General features: G+C 61.4%; 19 protein-coding genes. 2 read left to right on the plus strand and 17 right to left on the minus strand.

Features of this window, described 5'->3' with window-relative positions:
- Nucleotide 1: 1 nt before the first annotated feature.
- The 3 genes from folP to AC1DEK_RS01360 all read right to left on the minus strand — a co-directional run bounded on the left by folP (nucleotide 2) and on the right by AC1DEK_RS01360 (nucleotide 3,668).
- Entirely contained in the window at nucleotides 2-856 is an 855-nt protein-coding gene (folP, locus tag AC1DEK_RS01350) for a dihydropteroate synthase (RefSeq protein WP_478123398.1), read from the minus strand.
- Nucleotides 857-914: 58 nt separating this feature from the next.
- Nucleotides 915-2,834, minus strand: a complete 1,920-nt coding sequence (gene ftsH, locus AC1DEK_RS01355) for an ATP-dependent zinc metalloprotease FtsH (RefSeq protein WP_478123399.1) — start codon at nucleotides 2,832-2,834, stop codon at nucleotides 915-917.
- Nucleotides 2,835-2,999: 165 nt separating this feature from the next.
- Complete coding sequence (locus AC1DEK_RS01360) at nucleotides 3,000-3,668, minus strand: RlmE family RNA methyltransferase (protein WP_478123400.1); 669 nt, start codon at nucleotides 3,666-3,668, stop codon at nucleotides 3,000-3,002.
- A gap of 19 nt (nucleotides 3,669-3,687) precedes the next feature.
- Here AC1DEK_RS01360 and AC1DEK_RS01365 point away from each other — a divergent pair, with 19 nt between their 5' ends.
- Both AC1DEK_RS01365 and AC1DEK_RS01370 read left to right on the plus strand, forming a co-directional pair.
- A complete protein-coding gene (locus AC1DEK_RS01365; RefSeq protein WP_478123401.1) occupies nucleotides 3,688-4,167 on the plus strand; it encodes a YhbY family RNA-binding protein in 480 nt (159 codons plus the stop codon).
- Nucleotides 4,168-4,169: 2 nt separating this feature from the next.
- On the plus strand, nucleotides 4,170-4,934 hold the full coding sequence (locus tag AC1DEK_RS01370; RefSeq protein ID WP_478123402.1) for a glycosyltransferase: 765 nt from the start codon (nucleotides 4,170-4,172) through the stop codon (nucleotides 4,932-4,934).
- On the opposite strand, the gene AC1DEK_RS01375 is transcribed toward AC1DEK_RS01370, so the two are convergent.
- The 14 genes from AC1DEK_RS01375 to rseP form a co-directional block, all read right to left on the minus strand.
- Nucleotides 4,935-5,348, minus strand: a complete 414-nt coding sequence (locus tag AC1DEK_RS01375; protein ID WP_478123403.1) for a DUF4149 domain-containing protein — start codon at nucleotides 5,346-5,348, stop codon at nucleotides 4,935-4,937.
- Nucleotides 5,349-5,355: 7 nt separating this feature from the next.
- Nucleotides 5,356-5,832, minus strand: coding sequence for a transcription elongation factor GreA (gene greA, locus AC1DEK_RS01380; RefSeq protein ID WP_478123404.1), 477 nt, complete (start codon nucleotides 5,830-5,832; stop codon nucleotides 5,356-5,358).
- 64 nt (nucleotides 5,833-5,896) lie between these two features.
- Nucleotides 5,897-6,766, minus strand: coding sequence for a Kdo hydroxylase family protein (locus AC1DEK_RS01385; RefSeq protein WP_478123405.1), 870 nt, complete (start codon nucleotides 6,764-6,766; stop codon nucleotides 5,897-5,899).
- Nucleotides 6,767-6,797: 31 nt separating this feature from the next.
- Nucleotides 6,798-10,019, minus strand: coding sequence for a carbamoyl-phosphate synthase large subunit (carB, locus tag AC1DEK_RS01390; RefSeq protein WP_478123406.1), 3,222 nt, complete (start codon nucleotides 10,017-10,019; stop codon nucleotides 6,798-6,800).
- On the minus strand, nucleotides 10,012-11,196 hold the full coding sequence (carA, locus tag AC1DEK_RS01395; protein ID WP_478123407.1) for a glutamine-hydrolyzing carbamoyl-phosphate synthase small subunit: 1,185 nt from the start codon (nucleotides 11,194-11,196) through the stop codon (nucleotides 10,012-10,014). Before carA ends, carB begins: the two co-directional genes overlap by 8 nt.
- A gap of 136 nt (nucleotides 11,197-11,332) precedes the next feature.
- The gene (locus AC1DEK_RS01400; RefSeq protein WP_478123408.1) at nucleotides 11,333-12,109 is read right to left on the minus strand and encodes a TrmH family RNA methyltransferase; all 777 of its coding nucleotides are present in this window, start codon (nucleotides 12,107-12,109) and stop codon (nucleotides 11,333-11,335) included.
- The gene (gene rnhB / locus AC1DEK_RS01405) at nucleotides 12,106-12,810 is read right to left on the minus strand and encodes a ribonuclease HII (protein ID WP_478123409.1); all 705 of its coding nucleotides are present in this window, start codon (nucleotides 12,808-12,810) and stop codon (nucleotides 12,106-12,108) included. Before rnhB ends, AC1DEK_RS01400 begins: the two co-directional genes overlap by 4 nt.
- Nucleotides 12,782-13,936, minus strand: a complete 1,155-nt coding sequence (lpxB, locus tag AC1DEK_RS01410; RefSeq protein ID WP_478123410.1) for a lipid-A-disaccharide synthase — start codon at nucleotides 13,934-13,936, stop codon at nucleotides 12,782-12,784. Before lpxB ends, rnhB begins: the two co-directional genes overlap by 29 nt.
- Before the next feature lie 5 nt (nucleotides 13,937-13,941).
- A complete protein-coding gene (gene lpxA, locus AC1DEK_RS01415; RefSeq protein WP_478123411.1) occupies nucleotides 13,942-14,730 on the minus strand; it encodes an acyl-ACP--UDP-N-acetylglucosamine O-acyltransferase in 789 nt (262 codons plus the stop codon).
- A gap of 13 nt (nucleotides 14,731-14,743) precedes the next feature.
- On the minus strand, nucleotides 14,744-15,187 hold the full coding sequence (gene fabZ / locus AC1DEK_RS01420) for a 3-hydroxyacyl-ACP dehydratase FabZ (protein ID WP_478123412.1): 444 nt from the start codon (nucleotides 15,185-15,187) through the stop codon (nucleotides 14,744-14,746).
- Entirely contained in the window at nucleotides 15,184-16,170 is a 987-nt protein-coding gene (lpxD, locus tag AC1DEK_RS01425; protein ID WP_478123413.1) for a UDP-3-O-(3-hydroxymyristoyl)glucosamine N-acyltransferase, read from the minus strand. The genes fabZ and lpxD overlap by 4 nt, the downstream gene beginning before the upstream one ends.
- Before the next feature lie 14 nt (nucleotides 16,171-16,184).
- Nucleotides 16,185-16,715, minus strand: coding sequence for an OmpH/Skp family outer membrane protein (locus AC1DEK_RS01430; protein ID WP_478123414.1), 531 nt, complete (start codon nucleotides 16,713-16,715; stop codon nucleotides 16,185-16,187).
- Entirely contained in the window at nucleotides 16,715-19,120 is a 2,406-nt protein-coding gene (gene bamA / locus AC1DEK_RS01435; RefSeq protein WP_478123415.1) for an outer membrane protein assembly factor BamA, read from the minus strand. The genes AC1DEK_RS01430 and bamA overlap by 1 nt, the downstream gene beginning before the upstream one ends.
- Before the next feature lie 39 nt (nucleotides 19,121-19,159).
- Nucleotides 19,160-20,530, minus strand: a complete 1,371-nt coding sequence (gene rseP, locus AC1DEK_RS01440) for an RIP metalloprotease RseP (RefSeq protein WP_478123416.1) — start codon at nucleotides 20,528-20,530, stop codon at nucleotides 19,160-19,162.
- Nucleotides 20,531-20,533: the final 3 nt, after the last annotated feature.

Genomic DNA, 20,533 nt, shown 5'->3' on the forward strand with positions numbered 1-20,533 from the left:
GTTATGTTTCCTGTCCTCGTTGTTCTTGCTTCATGGCGCACCAAACGGAGAGCGCCGCCACTGTCTCACGCACATCGTGCACGCGCACGATCGATGCGCCCTGCTCCACGGCCAGCACGGCGGCCGCGACGCTGGGCACCATGCGATCCTGCGCCGATTCGATGCCTGCGACCGCGCCCAGTGAAGACTTGCGAGACCATCCTGCGAGCAACGGCCAACCCGACGCGAGCAGCTCGCGTTGACGGCCCAGCAGAGCGAAATTCTGCACCACAGTCTTGCCGAAGCCGATGCCCGGATCGATCACGATCCTGTCCGGCTTGACGCCCAGAGTCGTCAGCGCCGATGCGCGCTCCACCAGGAAGGTGTGAACGGCAGGAACAACGTCGCCGATCATCGGTGCGACTTGCATGGTCTGCGGATCGCGATGCATGTGCATCAGGCAAACGCCGCAGAGCGGATGCGCCGCAATGGCTTCCAGCGCACCCGGCCGCCGTAGCGCCCACACATCATTGATGATGTCAGCGCCGAATTCCAGCACTGCACGCATGACCTCGGGTTTGTAGGTGTCGACGGAGATTGGCACTCCAAGTTTCACCGCTTCGCGAACGACAGGCACCACGCGCGCCAGTTCCGCATCGAGAAGTACGGCGGGACTTCCGGGGCGGGTCGACTCACCGCCGATGTCGAGAATGTCCGCACCCTGTATGACCAACTCGGCGCAATGACGCACAGCGGCTTCAGTGGACGCATGGGCGCCGCCGTCGGAGAACGAGTCAGGCGTGACGTTGACGATGCCCATCACCTTGGGCTGGGCCAAATCGATCGCGAAGCGCGAGGTGCGCCAGATCGCCGTCATTCCCCGGCTCCATGAAAAAACGGGGCCAGAGGCCCCGTTGATCGCCAAAGCGTCATGCTCAGGCTGCAGTCGGCGTCGGGTCGGGGTTCACCGCCGGCGTTCCGCCACTGCCGCCGCCGCTGCCCGAAGGCGGAATACGCGGCGTCCAGTCTTTCGGAGGACGCGGCGCACGGCCCGCCATGATGTCGTCGAGTTGCTCGGTGTCGATGGTTTCCCATTCGAGCAGCGCCTTGGCCATCGCATGCATCTTGTCGCTGTTTTCCTCGATCAGGCGGCGCGCCAGGGCGTACTGCTCATCGATGATGCGGCGAACTTCGGCATCCACCTTCTGCATGGTCGACTCGCTCATGTTCGTGGTCTTGGTGACCGAGCGTCCGAGGAATACTTCGCCCTCGTTTTCAGCGTACACCATTGGGCCCAGCGATTCGGTCATGCCATAGCGCATCACCATGTCGCGAGCGATCTGGGTCGCGCGTTCGAAGTCGTTGCTCGCGCCGGTCGTCATCTGGTGCATGAAGACTTCTTCAGCAATACGTCCACCAAAGAGCATGCTGATCTGGTTCAGCATGTATTCGCGGTCGTAGCTGTAGCGGTCCTGCGCAGGCAGGCTCATCGTCACGCCAAGGGCACGGCCGCGCGGAATGATGGTGACCTTGTGCACCGGGTCGCACTTGGGCAACAGCTTGCCGATGAGCGCATGGCCCGACTCGTGATAGGCAGTGTTGCGTCGCTCTTCCTCGGGCATGACCATGCTCTTGCGCTCGGGGCCCATGAAGATCTTGTCCTTGGCCTTCTCGAAGTCCTGCATTTCGACGACGCGCGCATTGCGGCGCGCGGCCATTAGCGCGGCTTCGTTGCACAGGTTGGCGAGATCCGCGCCCGACATGCCTGGAGTGCCGCGCGCAATGATGCTCGCGTTGACGTCCTGCCCCAAGGGCACCTTTCGCATGTGGACGTTGAGGATCTGTTCGCGGCCCCGAATGTCCGGCAGAGTCACATAGACCTGGCGGTCGAAGCGACCTGGACGCAGCAGCGCCGCATCGAGAATGTCCGGCCGATTGGTTGCAGCGACGACGATCACGCCAAGATTGGTCTCGAAGCCATCCATCTCGACCAGCATCTGATTGAGGGTCTGTTCCCGCTCGTCGTTGCCACCGCCGAGGCCGGCGCCGCGCTGGCGGCCGACAGCGTCGATTTCATCGATGAAGATGATGCAAGGCGCGTTCTTCTTGGCGTTCTCGAACATGTCGCGGACGCGCGCAGCACCCACACCGACGAACATTTCGACGAAATCCGAACCCGAAATCGAGAAGAACGGGACCTTGGCTTCTCCTGCGATGCTCTTGGCCAGGAGCGTCTTGCCGGTGCCTGGAGGGCCGACGAGCAACAGGCCCCGCGGGATGCGGCCACCCAGTTTCTGGAACTTCGCCGGGTCCTTAAGGAAATCGACGACTTCCTTGACCTCCTCCTTCGCCTCGTCGCAACCTGCGACATCCGCGAAAGTGACCTGGTTGTTGTTCTCGTCGAGCATCCGAGCCTTGCTCTTGCCGAAGCTGAAGGCGCCGCCTTTGCCGCCCCCCTGCATCTGTCGCATGAAGTAGACCCACACGCCGATCAGGAGCAGCATCGGCCCCCAACTTACCAGCAGCGTCATGAGGAGGGACCCTTCTTCACGCGGCTTGACGTCGAACTTGACGTTGTTGGCGATCAGGTCGCCGACGAGGCCGCGGTCGAGATAGGTGGCCGTCGTGCGGATCTTGCGGTCGTCGTTGGTGATCGCGACGATCTCGCTGCCGCCCTGGCCTTCCTGGATCGTGGCGCTCTTGATGCGGTTACTGCGGACCTCCTCGAGGAAGTCCGAATACCCGATGTTGCCTGCGCCGGCTACGCCGCGGGTGTCGAACTGCTTGAACACAGTGAACAACACCATCGCAATGACGAGCCATACGGCAACTTTGGAAAACCACTGATTGTTCAAACGAAGCTCCAGTCGAAAGCGCGTGCCATGAAAAACTAAAAACGCGCTGTGGGGACGCAATTGGCGACCATTTTAGGCTTTTCAATCTGCGAAAAGCCCTAATTTCCCCATAGCAGCCATAGGGCAAACGGTTTTAAGACAGTCGTATGCCGGACGGCCGCCGTATCACTTTGTATCCGGACTCTTGATTCCGATGCCCACCATGAAGGTCTCCGAGGATTTATCGCGCGAAGCCTTCGGTTTGAAGGGCTTTACGACGCGAAAGTTGTCCTTGAAAAGCTGGGTCAGCTCGCTATAGCCACTTCCATGAAACAGCTTGGCAACGAGGGTGCCCTCGGGCTTCATGTGATGCCGTGCGAAGTCGATTGCAAGCTCGATCAGGTGCGCAACACGGGCGGTGTCGGCAGACGCGATCCCTGAGAGGTTCGGGGCCATGTCGGAGACGACCACATCCGCCAAGCGGCCGGACATCGCCTCAGACAGGCGCCCAAGCACTTCGGCCTCACGAAAATCGCCCTGAAGGAAGGTCACCCCTTCGATCGGCTCCATGGGAAGGATGTCTAGCGCAATGATGGTTCCCGCGAGTTCTCCCGCGGCCGCTCCGCCGGGTGAGAGCCGTCGCCGCACGTACTGGCTCCAGGCACCAGGCGTGGAGCCCAGGTCGACCACCATATGCCCCGGCTTGATAAGACCGAGGCTTTCGTCGATTTCCTTCAACTTGTAGGCGGCGCGAGCCCTGTAGCCCTCTCGAGAAGCGAGTTTGACGTATGGGTCATTCACGTGGTCGTGCAGCCACGCCTTGTTGACCTTCTTGGCTTTCGGTTTGGGATTCATTGACATCGATAATACGGGGATGCCCGCCATTCAACTTACCCCTGCGCAGCGCAAGGTGCACCGCTCCGAAGCGCACCATCTGGATCCGATCGTGATGATCGGCGGTGACGGGCTGACGCCAGCCGTGAAGAAGGAAACCGACGCCGCCCTCAAGGCGCATGGCCTGATCAAGGTGCGCGTCTTCTCTGACGACCGAACCGCTCGCGAAGCCATGCTTCAGACCCTGGCCGACGAACTGGACGCAGCACCCATCCAGCACATCGGCAAGCTGCTCGTCCTCTGGCGGCCTATTCCCCCAAAGGAGAAAGCGATCGACGAAGACCGCATGCCAGGCCCGCGCGATGTCAAGGTGATCAAGTACAGCAAGCGCGCCGGCCAACGTCCTGAAATCAAGACGCTGCGCGTGCTTGGCAACCAACGCCTGACCCCCGGCGGCAACATCAAGCGAGCCAAGGCGAAGAAGCCGCTGTCGGACAAGAAGCGCCGCCAGGCGGATTGAGGATGCCGACGCAGACCGCGGGACGACCGCAGCGCCACATCCTGTGCATGAAATGGGGCACCAAGTACGGGCCCGAATACGTCAATCGCCTGTACGCCATGGTGCGGCGACATCTGACCGGCGACTTCAATTTCGTGTGCCTTACCGACAACAGCGAAGGTATCCGGAGTGAGGTCCAGTGTTTTCCGATTCCGCCGCTGAATCTCGAACTGGCGCCCGGCCAGGTCGATCGGGCCTGGAAGAAGCTCACCACCTTCGAGAAAGACCTACACGGCTTGCGCGGGACGGCACTGTTCGTCGACCTGGACGTTGTCGTGGTTGGCAGCCTGGACGAGTTCTTTGAGTATCCGGGCGAGTTCCTGATCATTCACGACTACGAACGCCCTTGGCGCCGGCGGCGAATCACCGGCAATTCGTCCGTGTACCGCTTTGAACTGGGAGCGCATCCAGACGTCCTCGCCCACTTTCGCGAGAACATGGACGCGGTGCAGGCGGAGTTTCGCAATGAGCAGACTTACCTGTCCGACTTCATGTACCGGAAAGGCAAGCTTGCTTACTGGCCGGAAGCTTGGTGTCCGAGCTTCAAGTACCACGGGATTCCGAGCTGGCCCAGCAATTACTGGCGAGAACCTTTCGTGCCGGAGGGCGCCAGGATCATGGTGTTCCACGGCGAATGCAATCCGCCCGATGCGCTGGCGGGGAGGCGCAACCGCCGCTTTCGTTTCATCCGGCCGGCCCGCTGGATCACCCAGTTCTGGAAGGCCTGATCAACCTCGGCGCGGGCCCATTCGCCAGAGTAGCGCACCGGCGCAAGCCCACTGCCCCAGGTACATGACGCTTCCCAGTGAATGCCAAAACCTGAGGTTTTCGCGCGCCACGATGCGCGGCGCGACTGCATATTGCTGCAGTAGAGCCAGCAACAGCGCTGTGATCACGAGAAAGACGGCGGTTCGCGCAGCAGCAGTGACGCGTTCATCGGCCTGGGCGCGAAAGTAGATCAGCAGGATCAGCCCGCAAGAAAGCGCCAGCCATGTCTGGGCGGCGAACAGTTGCGCCGCGAAGTTACCCGCAACAGATGGGCTGCCCAGCCGTGCGAACAACATCGGCACGACAATAAATCCGACCGCCGACAGGCTGCCCCACCAGAGGGCGGCGAGCATGAGGGCGATGCGGTCTTTCATCCTGCGTTCAGAGGTAGCTGACGGCGACGATTTCGTACCGCTTCAGGCCGCCCGGCGCTTGCACCTCCGCGGTGTCGCCCTCTTCCTTGCCGATCAACGCGCGCGCGATTGGACTGGAGACGTTGATGAGACCGAGCTTCAGGTCGGCTTCGTCTTCGCCCACGATCTGGTACTTGACGGCTTCGCCGGTCTTTTCTTCTTCGAGTTCCACCGTTGAGCCGAAGACGACCTTGCCCCCCGCGTCGAGTTCGGACGGGTCGATGATTTGTGCTGCGGACAGCTTGCCTTCGATGTCCTGGATGCGGCCTTCGATGAAGCCCTGACGGTCTTTGGCGGCTTCGTATTCAGCGTTTTCGCTGATGTCTCCTTGCGCGCGCGCCTCCGCGATCGAGTTGATCACACCGGGGCGATCGACGGTCTTGAGCCTTTGCAGCTCTTCGCGCAGCTTCTCGGCGCCGCGCTTGGTGATGGGGATGGTTGCCATTGGGTTGCTCCAGAAAGCGAAACCGCCGAACGCTGCCGTTCGGCGGTTGAAGGGAGAGAAAAATTCAGACGAGCTTGCGTCCAGTCAGCCGGCTCAGAATGGCGAGCGGGCTCGATTCAGGATTGTATTGCCTTGCTGCGGGCAGATGCAGCGTCTGTTCAAGCATGTACTGCCCCGACATGACCGCGTGAGAAGTCTGGTCCGAGAAGCACACCCAGACCGATCCTGCCGGAAACGGCACCGTTTCCTGCTCGGCATTCTTTTGATATTGAAGGTCAGACTTCATGCCGTCGTGCAGTTGGAGCATGAGGTGGTCGTATTCGCTGCGCAGCGACTTCGTCACGCGAAGAGCCCGGAGCATCTTCGCCTCCCAACGTGAATACGGCTTTGCGCGCGGAAGGAAGCGTTCGGCAACCTTCTCGAACGGCTCGCCAACGCGCCATACACGCGGCGCGCCGTCCGGGTTGGCATTTGTGAACACACGCAAGATTCTCTCGCCGTAGTTGGGGCGCGAAGGAAAGGCGTCGACGTGCAGCCGACGGTCATCTGCCCGCCATGACTGCACCCGCGTCTCAACCTGCGCCGGACGATAGCTGGTCGGCGCCAGCCGCAAGGCCGGCGTGTAGTGCGGCAAGAGGCCGTGAATCAATTGCTGGGCCTGTGCGCGAAAGCGTCCGATCATGGTCGACACCGCGCGCTGGCGCTCCTCGTCTCCTGCCACGCCTTTCAGGCGCCCGTTAGCATCCAGGCTGATGTTGCGCACGTCGGGCGACAAGACTGCCGGTGTCAGCAAGGCGCGCTCGTCAGGCAGTATGTCGAATCCGAGCCGAGGGAAGTACAGAACCTTTCCCGCCTCTAGCTCGGCAATCCACGCCTCGTTCGCCGTCGCTGCGTTCCAGTCGGACAGGTCAAGTTCTACGAGTTGGGTGTCCATTGGAAAAGGGCTCCTTCCACTCAGCGACGGATCAGGCAAGCTGAGCGTGCATCTCCTGGACCGAAATGACGCCGAGGTCGTCCATGTGCTGCATGCCTTCGACGGCCGCTTCGGCGCCGAAGATGGTCGTGAACGTCGTCACGCGCGCCAGGAGCGCGGACGTACGAATCTGACGCGAATCAGCGATAGCGTTTCGCCGCTCTTCCACCGTGTTGATGACCAAGGCGATCTCATTGTTCTTGATCATGTCCACGATATGCGGACGCCCTTCGGTGACCTTGTTGACTACCGCGCAACCCACACCCGCCGCATTGATTGCCGCAGCGGTTCCTTTGGTGGCGATGAGGTCGAATCCCAGCGCAGCCAGCCCGCGAGCGACTTCCACGGCGCGCGGCTTGTCGTTGTTCTTCACCGAGATGAAGACTCGGCCGGACTTCGGCAGGTGCGTGCCGGCGCCCAATTGCGATTTGACGAAGGCTTCGCCGAAGGTCTTGCCCACGCCCATCACTTCGCCGGTCGACTTCATCTCCGGGCCGAGAATGGTGTCCACGCCAGGGAACTTGACGAACGGGAACACGGCCTCCTTGACGCTGAAGTACGGCGGCGTGACCTCGCGCGTGACGCCCTGCGACGTCAGCGACTGGCCGGCCATGCAACGAGCGGCCACCTTGGCCAACTGAATCCCCGTCGCCTTGCTCACGTAAGGCACCGTGCGGGACGCGCGCGGATTCACCTCCAGCACGTAGATCACATCTTCGCCGTCCTTTTCCTGGATCGCGAACTGCACGTTCATCAGGCCCACCACGTTCAGCGCCTTCGCCATGGCGGCGCTTTGGCGCTTGAGCTCGGCAATGGTTTCCGCTTTCAGGCTGTAGGGAGGCAAAGAACAAGCGGAATCGCCGGAATGCACGCCCGCCTGCTCGATGTGTTCCATCACACCGCCGATAAGCGTGTTGCCCTCCGCATCGCGAAGGCAATCGACATCGCACTCGACCGCATCATTCAGGAAGCGATCAAGCAGCACCGGCGAATCGTTGCTTACCTTGACCGCCTCGCGCATGTAGCGCTCGAGGTCGCGCTGCTCGTGCACGATTTCCATGGCGCGACCACCGAGCACGTAGCTCGGACGCACGACAAGCGGATAACCAAGCGCAGCAGCCTTCTCGAGCGCTTCGGGTTCGGTGCGGGCGGTGGCGTTCGGCGGCTGACGTAGCTTGAGCTCATGCAGCAGCTTCTGAAAGCGCTCACGGTCTTCGGCGGCGTCGATCATGTCCGGCGAAGTGCCGATGATCGGCACACCATTGGCTTCGAGGTCGAGCGCGAGCTTGAGGGGGGTCTGACCGCCGTACTGCACGATGACACCCGTCGGCTTTTCCTTGTCGACGATTTCCAGCACGTCTTCAAGCGTGAGTGGCTCGAAATACAGTCGGTCGCTCGTGTCGTAGTCCGTCGACACCGTCTCAGGATTGCAGTTGACCATGATGGTCTCGTAGCCGTCCTCGCGCATTGCCAGTGCGGCATGCACGCAGCAGTAGTCGAATTCGATGCCCTGCCCGATGCGGTTGGGGCCTCCGCCCAGGACCATGATCTTCTTCTTGCTGGTGGGTTCGGCCTCGCACTCGTCGTCGTAGGTCGAATACATGTAGGCGGTGTTGGTGGCGAATTCGGCCGCGCAAGTGTCGACACGCTTATAGACGGGACGCACGCCCAGCGCACGACGCTTTTCGCGGATTGCGGTATCGGTGGTCTTCAGCTGGCGCGCGAGGCGGCGGTCGGAGAAGCCCTTTTTCTTGAGCGCGAGCAGAGTGTCCCGATCGATCTCGTCGAGGGACTTGGTTTCCAGTTCGAGTTCGATCTTGACGATTTCCTCGATCTGTACAAGGAACCAGGGGTCGATCTTGGTCAAGGCGAAGACTTCATCCACGCTCAAGCCCATTGCAAAGGCATCGCCGACGTACCAGATCCGGTCGGGCCCCGGCTCACCGAGTTCCTTTTCAAGCACTTCGCGGTCTTGCGTCTTCTCGTTCAGCCCATCGACGCCGACTTCGAGGCCACGCAGGGCTTTCTGGAACGATTCCTGGAAGGTGCGGCCCATCGCCATCACCTCGCCGACGGACTTCATCTGTGTCGTCAGGCGCGAATCGGCCTGCGGGAATTTCTCGAAAGCGAAACGCGGAATCTTGGTGACCACGTAGTCGATGCTCGGCTCAAAGCTCGCAGGCGTGGCGCCGCCCGTGATCTCGTTGCGCAATTCGTCGAGCGTGTAGCCTACCGCCAGCTTGGCGGCCACTTTCGCAATCGGGAAACCCGTCGCCTTGGAGGCCAGAGCGGACGAACGCGACACACGCGGATTCATCTCGATGACGACCATGCGGCCGTCCATCGGGTTGATCGAAAACTGGACGTTGGAGCCGCCCGTGTCGACACCGATCTCGCGCAGCACGGCCAGCGAGGCGTTGCGAAGGATCTGGTATTCCTTGTCCGATAGCGTCTGTGCGGGTGCAACGGTGATCGAATCGCCGGTATGCACGCCCATGGGATCCAGGTTCTCGATTGAGCACACGATGATGCAGTTGTCGGCCTTGTCGCGGACGACTTCCATCTCGTACTCTTTCCAGCCGAGCAGCGATTCTTCGATCAGCAACTCGTTTGTCGGCGAGGCTTCGAGGCCGCGCTTGCAGATGGTTTCGAACTCTTCGGGGTTGTAGGCAATGCCGCCACCCGTGCCGCCGAGCGTAAAGCTCGGACGAATTACGACCGGGAACCCGACCGTCTTCTGCACAGCCCAGGCTTCGTCGAGCGAATGCGCGATGCCCGAGCGTGCAGAGCCCAGGCCGATCTTCGTCATTGCGTCCTTGAACTTCAGGCGGTCCTCGGCCTTGTCGATGGCTTCGGGCGTGGCGCCGATCAGCTCGACCTTGTACTTCTCGAGCACGCCGTTGCGCCAAAGGTCCAGCGCGCAATTGAGCGCAGTTTGTCCGCCCATCGTCGGGAGGATTGCGTCCGGGCGCTCCTTGGCGATGATCTTCTCGACCGTCTGCCAGGTGATCGGCTCGATGTAGGTCACGTCGGCGGTGGCCGGGTCCGTCATGATCGTCGCCGGATTGCTGTTGATGAGGATGACCTTGTAGCCCTCTTCGCGCAGCGCCTTGCAGGCTTGCACGCCGGAGTAGTCGAACTCGCAGGCTTGGCCGATGATGATCGGGCCAGCGCCGATGATGAGGATGCTCTTGAGATCTGTGCGCTTAGGCATTCTTCTGTCCTTCTTTGTGACTTTGCATGAGTGCCGTGAAGCGGTCGAACAGGTAGCCGATGTCATGTGGTCCCGGCGAAGCTTCAGGATGGCCCTGGAAGCAGAAGGCGGGCTTGTCGGTTCGTGCCAAACCTTGCAGCGTGTTGTCGAACAGGCTGACGTGCGTGGGGCGCAAGTTGGCGGGCAGCGTCTTCTCGTCGACCGCAAAGCCATGGTTCTGGCTGGTGATGCTCACCCGACCGTTGTCGAGGTCCTTCACCGGATGATTGGCGCCGTGGTGGCCGAACTTCATCTTGAAGGTCTTCGCGCCGGAAGCCAACGCCATGATCTGGTGGCCGAGGCAGATTCCGAAAACCGGGATGCCGGTTTCGATGAGTTCACGCGTCGAATCGATGGCGTAGTCGCAGGGCTCCGGGTCGCCGGGGCCGTTGGCCAGGAAAATGCCGTCCGGGCGCAGTTTGAGCACGTCGGCAGCAGGGGTCTCCGCCGGCACGACGGTGATACGCGCGCCGCGCTGGGCGATCATGCGCAGGATGTTCTTCTTGACCCCGTAGTCGAACGCGACGACGTGAAACTTGGGCGTGATCTGCACGCCATAGCCGGAACCGAGCTTCCACTCGGTCTGCGTCCATTCGTACGTTTCCTTGACCGAAACCACCTTGGCAAGATCGAGGCCTGCCATGCTCGGCGCAGCCTTGGCTGCGGCAACGGCCTTGTCGATCAATTTCTGGGAGACCGTTTCGCCCTCTGGCAACCCGAGAATGCAGCCGTTCTGGGCGCCTTGCGTGCGCAAATGGCGTGTCAGCTTTCGGGTGTCGATGTTTGCAATGGCGACTGTGTTGCCTCGCACGAGGTATTCGTTCAGCGTCGCCGATTTGCGGAAGTTCGACGCGACGAGCGGCAGGTCCTTGATGATCAGGCCCGATGCATGAATCTTGTCGGCCTCGACATCTTCCTCGTTGGTGCCATAGTTGCCGATGTGCGGGTACGTGAGCGTCACGATCTGCTGGCAGTAACTCGGATCGGTCAGGATTTCCTGGTAACCGGTCATGGCGGTGTTGAACACCACTTCGCCAGTCGTGACGCCCGTGGCGCCGATCGAATTGCCGAGAAAAATCGTGCCGTCTGCAAGCGCCAGGATGGCGGGCGGGAATTTTCCCTTGAGAGACAAAAGCACTGGGATCTCCGGATGGATGACGCCCAAAGCGAACCCAAGAACTGAATTTGGGCTGCGACTTTCGTCGAGGAGTTGGCTTGCGTGCGCTGAGGGCGGGGTGTGAGCGGGAAAGCCCTTGATTATAGCCGTGGGCGGCTCAGGAAATGGCTCCCGCCGCGCTCGCATGCAGGCAGATCGCGGCGGCCGCGGCTACGTTGAGCGACTCCTCGCCGCCCGGCTGCGCTATCCGGATATGTTGGGCAGCCCGCGCCTCCAGTGCGGCCGAAACGCCCTGCCCTTCGTGTCCCATCAGCCATGCACAGGGATGAGGCAATCGGGCCCGATGAAGCCAATCGCCACGGTGCGAACTGGTGGCAACGCACGGCACGGCCAAGGCGTCCAGCGCGTCGATTTCCGCAGACTCGATCAGTCTCAGTCCGAAGTGCGCGCCCATGCCGGCGCGGAGCACCTTTGGCGCCCAGAGCGCAGCAGTCCCCTTGAGCGCGATGATCTGGGTGAATCCGAATGCGGCGGCGCTTCGCAAGATTGAGCCGACATTGCCCGCGTCCTGCAGGCGATCGAGCACCACAGTGGGAGCGGATGCCTCGAGATCCGGCGTGAGAGGCAAATCGAGCACAAACCCCATCGGAGCGGGCGATTCAAGGCCGCTGACTCCCGCCAGCAGGGCATCGGCGACCACCACCGTTTTTTCGGCGGCGTTCGTCCATTCGCGCGCTGACGTCGGCCAAAGCGACTCCGCAATAACCGCAATCGACGCACGAACGCCACGTTCTCGAGCTGCCCGGCACAGATGATCCCCCTCCAGCCATACGCGCCCCGTCTTCCGGTAGGCGCCGGGCTCGTGCGCAAGCTTGCGGAGTTCTTTGAGCAGCGGGTTGTCTCGCGAAGTGATGTGCCCGACGTCGGATGTCATGGCGAGATCTGTATTTCGATGCTGGTGACCCGCGTCACCGTCGCGTCGCCAGCGGCGCCAACAGCCTCGAGAGACCCGGAAGTGCGCACGAGTGCGGCGGCAACCGGGCTGAACGACCTGCGGTGATGCACGCAAGCACCGTGGCGCATCAACGCCTCCAGGTGTTCGGGCGTGCCGTAGCCTTTGTGACCGGCAAAGCCATATTGGGGATATTCGGCATGCAGTTGCTCACAAAGTCGATCGCGATACACCTTCGCCAGGATCGACGCCGCCGAAATGGCTTTGACGCGGGCATCGCCCTTGATCACCGCTTCGGCAAGCACACCGAGCGTGGGGAGCCGATTGCCGTCAACCAACACCTTGCCCGGCTTCAGTCGCAAGCCCTCCACGGCGCGGCGCATAGCAAGCATAGTGGCTTGGAGGATGTTGTGCGTATCGATTTCCTCGACGCTCGCCTGCGCGACCGAGCAGCACAGAGCTTTCGCAAGGATCTGTTCGTTGAGGCGCTCGCGCTGCAGCGCCGTCAACGTCTTGGAGTCGGCGAGGCCACGGATCGGACGTTTTTCGTCCAATATGACGGCAGCGGCGACAACCGGCCCGGCCAGCGGGCCCCTGCCTGCCTCGTCGACACCGGCGAGCAAGCCCGGCGCATCCCACACCAGGGTGGCCTGTTCAGCCTTCAAGAACTTTCTGGATTGCATTGGCGCACAGTGTCGGCGTATCGCGGAGCAATTCAGTATGCAGCGCGCTAAAACGTTGTTGCAAAGCGTGAACCTTCTCGGGCGCAGCGAGCCACCCAAGAGTCGCTTCGGCGAGAGCCTGCGGGGTCGCGTTGTCCTGCAGCAGTTCAGGGACGACGAACTCGCCGGAAAGAATGTTCGGCAGTCCGACCCATGGTTGAAGCTGCTTGTGCTTCATGACCAGGTTCCACGTCAACGTATTGACCCGGTACGAGATCACCATCGGCCGCTTGAACAGGGCGGCTTCGAGCGTTGCGGTCCCGCTGGCGATCAAGGTCACATCGCAGGCAGCCAGCGCCGCGTGTGACTGACCGTCCAGGAGCTTCACACGGCCGTCCATAACGCTGTCTCGCAGCAGTTGCTCCATTTCGGCTCGCAGGTTCGGCAGTACGGGCAGGATGAACTGGAGCGCCGGACGCGATTCGCGCATGACCGCGGCAGCGGCGAAGAATAGCGGTGCAAGGCGCCGGATCTCCGAGCCTCGACTTCCGGGCAGCAGCGCGACAACGGTCGCCTCTGCATCCAGTCCAAGAGACAGGCGGGCGGCCGCTTGGTCAGGCGTCATCGGAATGACGTTTGCCAACGGGTGGCCTACATAACTCGCGGCAATTCCATGCTTTGCGAGCAGTTTCGGCTCGAAAGGGAAAATACAAAGAACGTGGTCGGCAGCGGCCCGCAGCTTTTCCACCCGCTCCGGTCGCCACGCCCAGATCGAGGGACAGACAAAATGCGCCGTCTTCATGCCCCTGTTTCGCAGCGCCACTTCGAGATCCAGATTGAAGTCAGGCGCGTCGACACCGATGAAGATGTCCGGCCGTTCGCGAAGCAGGCGAGCTCGCAATTGCCGCCGGATGCCGGCTATTTCCGGATAGTGGCGCAGGACCTCGACGTACCCGCTGACAGCGAGCTTCTCCTGAGGCCACCAGGTCTCGAATCCGCGGGCAAGCATCCGCGGGCCGCCAATGCCCACAGCCTTCACGTCCGGCCAACGCGCCTGAAGCCCATCAATGAGAAGGCTGGCCAGCAGGTCGCCAGAGGCCTCGCCCGCGACCAGCGAAAACCGCCGCCCTGCAACTTCCGCCGTCATTGCCTTCAGCGCGCGATGCCGCTTGCTGCGCTGCCGAGGAACGCGCGCATTTGCGCCACGTCCGCCGCTGCGCCGGGCATCTCAGTGGCCAACTCGGCGATGCCTTCCCGGGCTTGGTCGAGCGTCTTGCCCTGGCGATAGAGCATCCTGTGCATCTCTCGGATCGCGGCGATCCGTTCAGCGGAAAAATCGCGCCGACGCAAGCCTACAAGATTGACGCCGCGGACAGCGAGCGGATTGCCGTCGACCACCATGAAAGGCGGAACGTCCTTGCCCACGTGGCTTGCAAAGCCGATCATCGAATGGGCGCCGATGCGCATCCGCTGGAGGATGCCGACGAGGCCGCCGACTGTGGCCCAGTCGCCGATTCGCACGTGCCCGGCCAACGTCACGTTATTGGCCATGGTGATCTGGCTGCCGAGTTGGCAATCGTGCGCAATGTGCACGTAAGCCATGATCCAGTTGTCGTCGCCAACTCGCGTGGTGCCGACGTCCTGTACCGTACCCAGGTTGAATGTGCAGAATTCGCGAATGGTGTTGCGATTGCCGATCACCAGTTCTGTCGGCTCCCCAGCATATTTCTTGTCTTGCGGTACCGCGCCGAGCGATGCGAACTGGAAGATGCGGTTGTCGTCGCCTATAGTGGTCCGGCCTTCGATCACGCAGTGCGCGCCGATGGTCGTGCGAGCCCCCACACGAACGTGCGGCCCGATCACGGCATAAGGCCCCACGCTCACAGTCGGATCCAGTTCAGCACCGGGATCGACGATGGCCGTCGAGTGAATCAGCGTCATGCCCACCGCAGTTTCAATTGATCTGGCGCATTGCGCACATCAGCGAGGCCTCGCATGCCAGCTCTGCCCCGACCAACGCTCGACCTTTGAACTTGGAGATGCCAGCCTTCATTCGTTCGATTTCCACTTCGAGCGTGAGTTGATCCCCAGGTTCGACGGGCCGCTTGAAACGGGCGCCATCGATGGCCGCAAAGTAGTAGACGGTGTTGTCGTCCGGAATGATGTCCAGCGAATGAAAGGAGAGCAGCGCGGCTGCCTGCGCCATGGCTTCGAGCATCAACACACCCGGCATTACCGGGCGATGCGGAAAGTGTCCGTTGAAAAAAGGCTCGTTCATGGTCACGTTCTTCAAAGCCTTGATTCGCTTGCCCTTTTCCATTTCGAGCACGCGATCCACAAGCAAAAACGGATAGCGGTGAGGTAGCAGCTTGAGGATTTGATGGATATCGAGCGTCATGATTTCTTGTCCTGCATCGTCAGTTTTTCCAGCGCCTTGAGGCGCTCGCGCAGACTGTGCAGTTGCTTGAGCGTGGCTGCATTCTTTTCCCAGGCGGCATTGTCGTCGATGGGAAACACGCCAGTGTATTGGCCCGGCTTGAGAATGGATCGCGTCACGAGCGAGTTGGACGAGATATGCACGTGATCGGCGATCGTGAGATGGCCCAGGACGCCAGCGCGGCCGCCGAACGTGCAGTACGCGCCGATGGTCGCGCTGCCGGCCACCGCCGTGCAGCCGGCCATTGCCGTGTGCTTGCCCACTCGCACGTTGTGGCCGATCTGGATCAGGTTGTCGAGCTTGACGCCGTCTTCAATCACGGTGTCTTCCAGCGCACCTCGATCGATACAGGTGTTGGCACCGATCTCGACGTCGTCGCCGATTCGCACGGCGCCAAGTTGCTCGATCTTGACCCATGCGCCTTCGTGCGGGGCAAGCCCGAATCCATCCGCGCCGATGACGACGCCCGGATGCAGAAGACACCTGTCTCCAATGACGCAATCCTCGCTCACCGTGACTCGGGACTTCAGCACGGTATCGGCACCGATGCGCACGCCCCGCTCCACGACGCACAGCGCGCCAATCCTGGCCGTGGGATGGACCGCAGCATCTGGATCGATGACGGCGCTCGGATGAATGCGCACGGTCTCCGGTCGTGCGTGTGCCTTCTTCCAGAGCTGAGTCAACCGGGCGAAGTACAGGTATGGGTCCGGTGTAGAAATGAATGCGCCGCGCTCTGCGGCGGCTTCTCGCATGGCAGGTGCGACGATGACACAGCCCGCCTTCGAGGCGGCCAGCTCTTTGCGATATTTGGGATGGCTCAGAAAGCTGATGGCATCGGGTCTTGCCACCGAAAGCGGTGCCAGCCGCTCGATGGACAATGCCGGATCGCCCTTAAGCTCGCCCCCGAGAGCATCGACGATCGCGCCTAACCGCAGTGCCACGCCGTTCTTCGGCGCTACTTGCCGCCGTTCGAGGACGACGCGTTCAGCGCCTTGATCACCTTCTCGGTGATGTCGTGCTTGGGATTGATATAGATCGCTTCCTGCAGGATCGCATCGTACTTTTCAGCTTCGGCCACCTGCTTGACCACGCGATTGGCCCGCTCGTAGACCTGCTGCAGTTCTTCGTTCTTGCGGGCGTTCAGATCTTCCTGGAACTCACGGCGGCGACGCTGGAAATCCCGGTCCTGATCGATCAAGGCACGTTGCCGTGTGATGCGCTGTGCCTCTGGAAGCGTCGGAGCCTCCTTTTCGAACTTCTCGGACGCCGCCTTGAGCGCCTCGCCCTGTGCGGTCAAATCCTTCTCGCGCTTGAGGAATTCGGCCTCCAGTTTTGCCTGAGCTGCCTTGGCGGGCAGCGCTTCGCGCAGAACGCGGTCAGGATTCACAAAACCGATGCGGAATGTTTCCTGCGCGTGGGCGGGTGTCCCCACCGCCAGAAAGGCGGGGATCAGCAGCGCACCTGCGACACGGAGCAATGGGGTCATTAGAAGGAAGTTCCGATCTGGAATTGCAGGCGTTGAATTCTATCCTCCGGGATGTTGTTCAAGACGTCCGCCTTCTGGTACACGACCGGAATGGCATACGCCAGGCGCAGCGGGCCAAGGGGGGATATCCAGCTGATTCCAAGGCCGACGGACGCGCGGATCTTGGTGATCGCATCCCACTGAGCATCGGTGGAGAACGTATTGCGCTCTGCCCAGACGTTGCCGGCATCGAAGAATCCGTAGAGACGCAGAGTCCGATCGTTGCCCGCACCCGGGAACGGAGTGCTCAACTCGGCATTGAAGATAGCCTTTTTAGTGCCACCCAGCGCCGCACCCTCGACCTGGCCATAGACTGGCACGTCCGTCGGCCCCAGGGAGTTCTGTTCGAAGCCGCGAACGGAGCCCAACCCGCCAGCATAGAAATTCTTGAAGATCGGATAAGGATTGTCACCAAAGGCCTTGGCGTACCCGAAATCGCCGTTCACTGCGAATGTGTACTGCTTGTTGAGCGGGAACCACTGCTGGTATTGGTAGCTGGTCTTGTAGTACTTCATGTCTCCGCCGGAGCCAATTTCGAGATTGGCACGCTGCAGACGACCACGCGTCGGGACTAGCGCGCTATCGCGATCGTCGCGCGCCCAGCCAACGGTCAGAGGGATGCCCCAGACCGAGTTGTTTGCACAGAATGAAACAAGGCCATCCGGTCCCGTCGTACATCCGAAGTAGTCGCGGTACGACTGCGGCGTTGCCGCGGAGATGTAAGTGCCGGGGTCGAAACGGTAACGCTCGAGGCCTGCGCCAAAATAGACCGTGTCCACCTCGCTGAACGGCACGCCGAAGCGGATGCTCCCGCCCTCGTTCACCAGTTTGTAGTCGCCATCCACGTTGTAATACGGCCGGGTCGTCGTGGTGTAGAGACTGAAAGTGCGTGAGATGCCATCCTTAGTGAAGTAAGGATCGGTGGTGGTCAACGAGATCGTGCGGTTGTACTTGCTCGTGTTGACCTGCACGCCCAGGTAGTTGCCGGAACCGAACACGTTCTCCTGCGAAATACCAAAGGTCAACGAAACTTTGTCCGCGGTGGAGAAGCCGGCGCCCAACTGCAATGAGCCAGTGGGCTTTTCAACCACGTTGATAGTCAGGTCCACCTGGTCGGGCGAGCCCGGCACTTCCTGGGTGTCGACGTTGACGTCGGTGAAGAATCCCAGACGGTCCACACGATCGCGCGACAGCTTGATCTTGTCGCCGTCATACCAGGAGGCCTCGTACTGCCGGAATTCGCGTCGGATGACTTCGTCGCGCGTGCGATTGTTACCGCCGATCGACACACGGCGCACATACACGCGCCGACCTGGATCGGCGTTCAGGGTCAATGCGACACGATTGTTGGTGCGGTCGATCTCGGGCTCGGCCTGCACTCGCGCGAACGCATAGCCGAAAGAGCCGAAATAATCGGTAAACGCCCTGATTGTCTCGTTGAGTTGTTCGCCGTTGTAGGGCTCGCCGGGTCGAATGGTCACCAGCGACTTGAATGCGTCTTCGCGTCCCAGGAAATTGCCAGACAGCTTGACGCCGGAGACGATGAATTTTTCGCCTTCGCTGATGTTGACGGTAACTGCCAGATCCTGACGATCCGGAGAAATTGCAACCTGGGTCGAGTCGATGTGAAACTCCAGGTAGCCGCGTGACAGATAGTAGGAGCGCAGCGTCTCCAGGTCGGCATTGAGCTTGGTGCGAGAGTACTGGTTGGACTTGGTGTACCAGCTCAACCAGCCACCACTGTCCTGGTCGAAGAGGCTGAGCAGCGTGGATTCGCTGAAATCCTTGTTTCCGACGATGTGCACTTCGCGAATGCGTGCGGGCTCGCCTTCGGTCACGGTAAAGGTGAGATTGACGCGATTGCGCTCGATCGGAGTCACAGTCGTGACGACCTGGGCGTTGTACAGGCTCCGGCTCACGTATTGGCGCTTCAGCTCCTGCTCCGCACGATCGGCCAGTGCCTTGTCGTAAGGGCGTCCGTCGGCCAGACCCACTTCGCGCAACGATTTCACGAGTGCGGCCTTGTCGAATTCCTTGGTGCCGACGAAGTCGACCTCGGCAATGGTCGGCCGCTCTTCGACGACGACGACGAGCACATTGCCATTGACGTCGATTCGCACGTCCTTGAACAAGCCCAGATCGAACAAAGCACGGATCGCTGCCGAGCCACGTTCGTCGTTGTACGTGTCGCCTACGCGAAAGGGCAGCGAGGCGAAAATCGTACCCGGCTCCACACGCTGGAGGCCTTCGACGCGGATGTCGCGAACCGTGAATGGTTCGACCGCCCAGGCCGCAGTGGCGGCAATTGCGCTGGCCACCATTACGGCGACGCTGCGCAGGCGAAAGCGACTGAATGTTTTGTTCATCTGTGAATTTGCGCCGGCGCGGAATGGGCCGGCAGATAGTTAACCAAAGAGCCGCGTGACGTCGTTGAAAAGTGCGATCGACATCATGACAAGCAACAACGCAACACCGCCGCGCTGAAGCCGTTCCATCCATGCGTCTGAGACACTCCTGCCGGTCAGGCCCTCCCAAAGATAATACATCAGGTGTCCTCCATCGAGGACCGGCAACGGCATGAGGTTCAGCACGCCGAGACTGACGCTGATGAGTGCGAGGAACACCAGGTATTGGGTAATGCCAAGGCTTGCGGACTTGCCCGCATAGTCGGCGATCGTCAGGGGGCCGCTCAGATTCTTGAGCGATGCTTCGCCGACGACCATCTTGGCCATCATGCGCACCGTGAGGGCGGACACTTCCCATGTCCGAACGAACCCATGCAAGAGCCCGTCAATGGCCCCTTGCCTCACGAGAACCATCTCAGGAGGAGCCCCGACGTAAGCACCGACGCGGCCGATCTTGACGCCTGCCTCATCGCGAACGTCGGGGGCCACATCGAGCTTCAGCACCTGGCCGGCACGTTCGACTCTCCATGGCTGGACCCTCGGCTGGTCGCCGTCGATCGAAGCGCGGATCACCTCACGCAGTTGTTGGCCATCGACGATCGTGGTCGCACCCACCTCCCGAACGACGTCGCCCGCGTGCAGACCGGCCCGCTCCGCAGCACTGTTCGCCATCACCTCGCCAATCTCCGGACGCGTCAATGGAGCAACGATGCCGATCTTTCGGAACATCTGCGCATCGGCGTCCTTGGCCTCTATACGGCTCAACGGCAATATGAGTTCGCGCGATGGGCGCCCGCCCTCACCTGCAATCTCAAGCGTAAGGTCGCGCCCGTCAAGGGCGCCACGAGTCATGCGCCAGCGCAGATCTTCGAAAGACCGCACCGGCTCCAGCGCACCGTCGAAGCCCGCCCGCGTGATGTGCTCTCCGCCGCGCAGCCCCGCGCCTTCGGCCAACGACGCCGCCACGGGGCGCGCAAGCTTCGCGGAAGGCTCCTCGACGCCAACCCAACTCACGACGCTATAGAGCAGCACTGCCAAGAGCAGATTTGCAATGGGCCCCGCAGCGACTATCGCAGCGCGCGACCGCAAGGGTTGTGTGTTGAATGCGCGATGCCGCTCTTCAGGGAGCACCGGGCCTTCGCGCTCGTCCAGCATCTTCACGTATCCGCCGATCGGAAACATGCCGATCACGAACTCGGTGGTCTGCCCAGGATGCTGGCGCTTCGGCTGCCAGCGATAGAGCGCCGCCCCAAATCCGACCGAGAAGCGCAGGACCTTCACGCCACAGGCCACCGCCACTCGGTAGTGACCGTACTCGTGAACTGCGATCAGCAAGCCGAGCGCGACGATGAAGGCAACGACTGTGAGCATCGG

It is taken from the genome of Variovorax sp. 10N420 (assembly GCF_056394705.1).

What these genes read in the sequence shown, in the direction of transcription:
- folP (WP_478123398.1), bottom strand. Translation starts at nt 856, where the DNA reads ATGACGGCGATCTGGCGCACCTCGCGCTTCGCGATCGATTTGGCCCAG.
- AC1DEK_RS01360 (WP_478123400.1), bottom strand. Translation starts at nt 3,668, where the DNA reads ATGAATCCCAAACCGAAAGCCAAGAAGGTCAACAAGGCGTGGCTGCAC.
- AC1DEK_RS01365 (WP_478123401.1), top strand. Translation starts at nt 3,688, where the DNA reads ATGCCCGCCATTCAACTTACCCCTGCGCAGCGCAAGGTGCACCGCTCC.
- AC1DEK_RS01370 (WP_478123402.1), top strand. Translation starts at nt 4,170, where the DNA reads ATGCCGACGCAGACCGCGGGACGACCGCAGCGCCACATCCTGTGCATG.
- AC1DEK_RS01375 (WP_478123403.1), bottom strand. Translation starts at nt 5,348, where the DNA reads ATGAAAGACCGCATCGCCCTCATGCTCGCCGCCCTCTGGTGGGGCAGC.
- greA (WP_478123404.1), bottom strand. Translation starts at nt 5,832, where the DNA reads ATGGCAACCATCCCCATCACCAAGCGCGGCGCCGAGAAGCTGCGCGAA.
- AC1DEK_RS01385 (WP_478123405.1), bottom strand. Translation starts at nt 6,766, where the DNA reads ATGGACACCCAACTCGTAGAACTTGACCTGTCCGACTGGAACGCAGCG.
- carB (WP_478123406.1), bottom strand. Translation starts at nt 10,019, where the DNA reads ATGCCTAAGCGCACAGATCTCAAGAGCATCCTCATCATCGGCGCTGGC.
- AC1DEK_RS01400 (WP_478123408.1), bottom strand. Translation starts at nt 12,109, where the DNA reads ATGACATCCGACGTCGGGCACATCACTTCGCGAGACAACCCGCTGCTC.
- rnhB (WP_478123409.1), bottom strand. Translation starts at nt 12,810, where the DNA reads ATGCAATCCAGAAAGTTCTTGAAGGCTGAACAGGCCACCCTGGTGTGG.
- lpxB (WP_478123410.1), bottom strand. Translation starts at nt 13,936, where the DNA reads ATGACGGCGGAAGTTGCAGGGCGGCGGTTTTCGCTGGTCGCGGGCGAG.
- lpxA (WP_478123411.1), bottom strand. Translation starts at nt 14,730, where the DNA reads ATGACGCTGATTCACTCGACGGCCATCGTCGATCCCGGTGCTGAACTG.
- fabZ (WP_478123412.1), bottom strand. Translation starts at nt 15,187, where the DNA reads ATGACGCTCGATATCCATCAAATCCTCAAGCTGCTACCTCACCGCTAT.
- AC1DEK_RS01430 (WP_478123414.1), bottom strand. Translation starts at nt 16,715, where the DNA reads ATGACCCCATTGCTCCGTGTCGCAGGTGCGCTGCTGATCCCCGCCTTT.
- bamA (WP_478123415.1), bottom strand. Translation starts at nt 19,120, where the DNA reads ATGAACAAAACATTCAGTCGCTTTCGCCTGCGCAGCGTCGCCGTAATG.
- rseP (WP_478123416.1), bottom strand. Translation starts at nt 20,530, where the DNA reads ATGCTCACAGTCGTTGCCTTCATCGTCGCGCTCGGCTTGCTGATCGCA.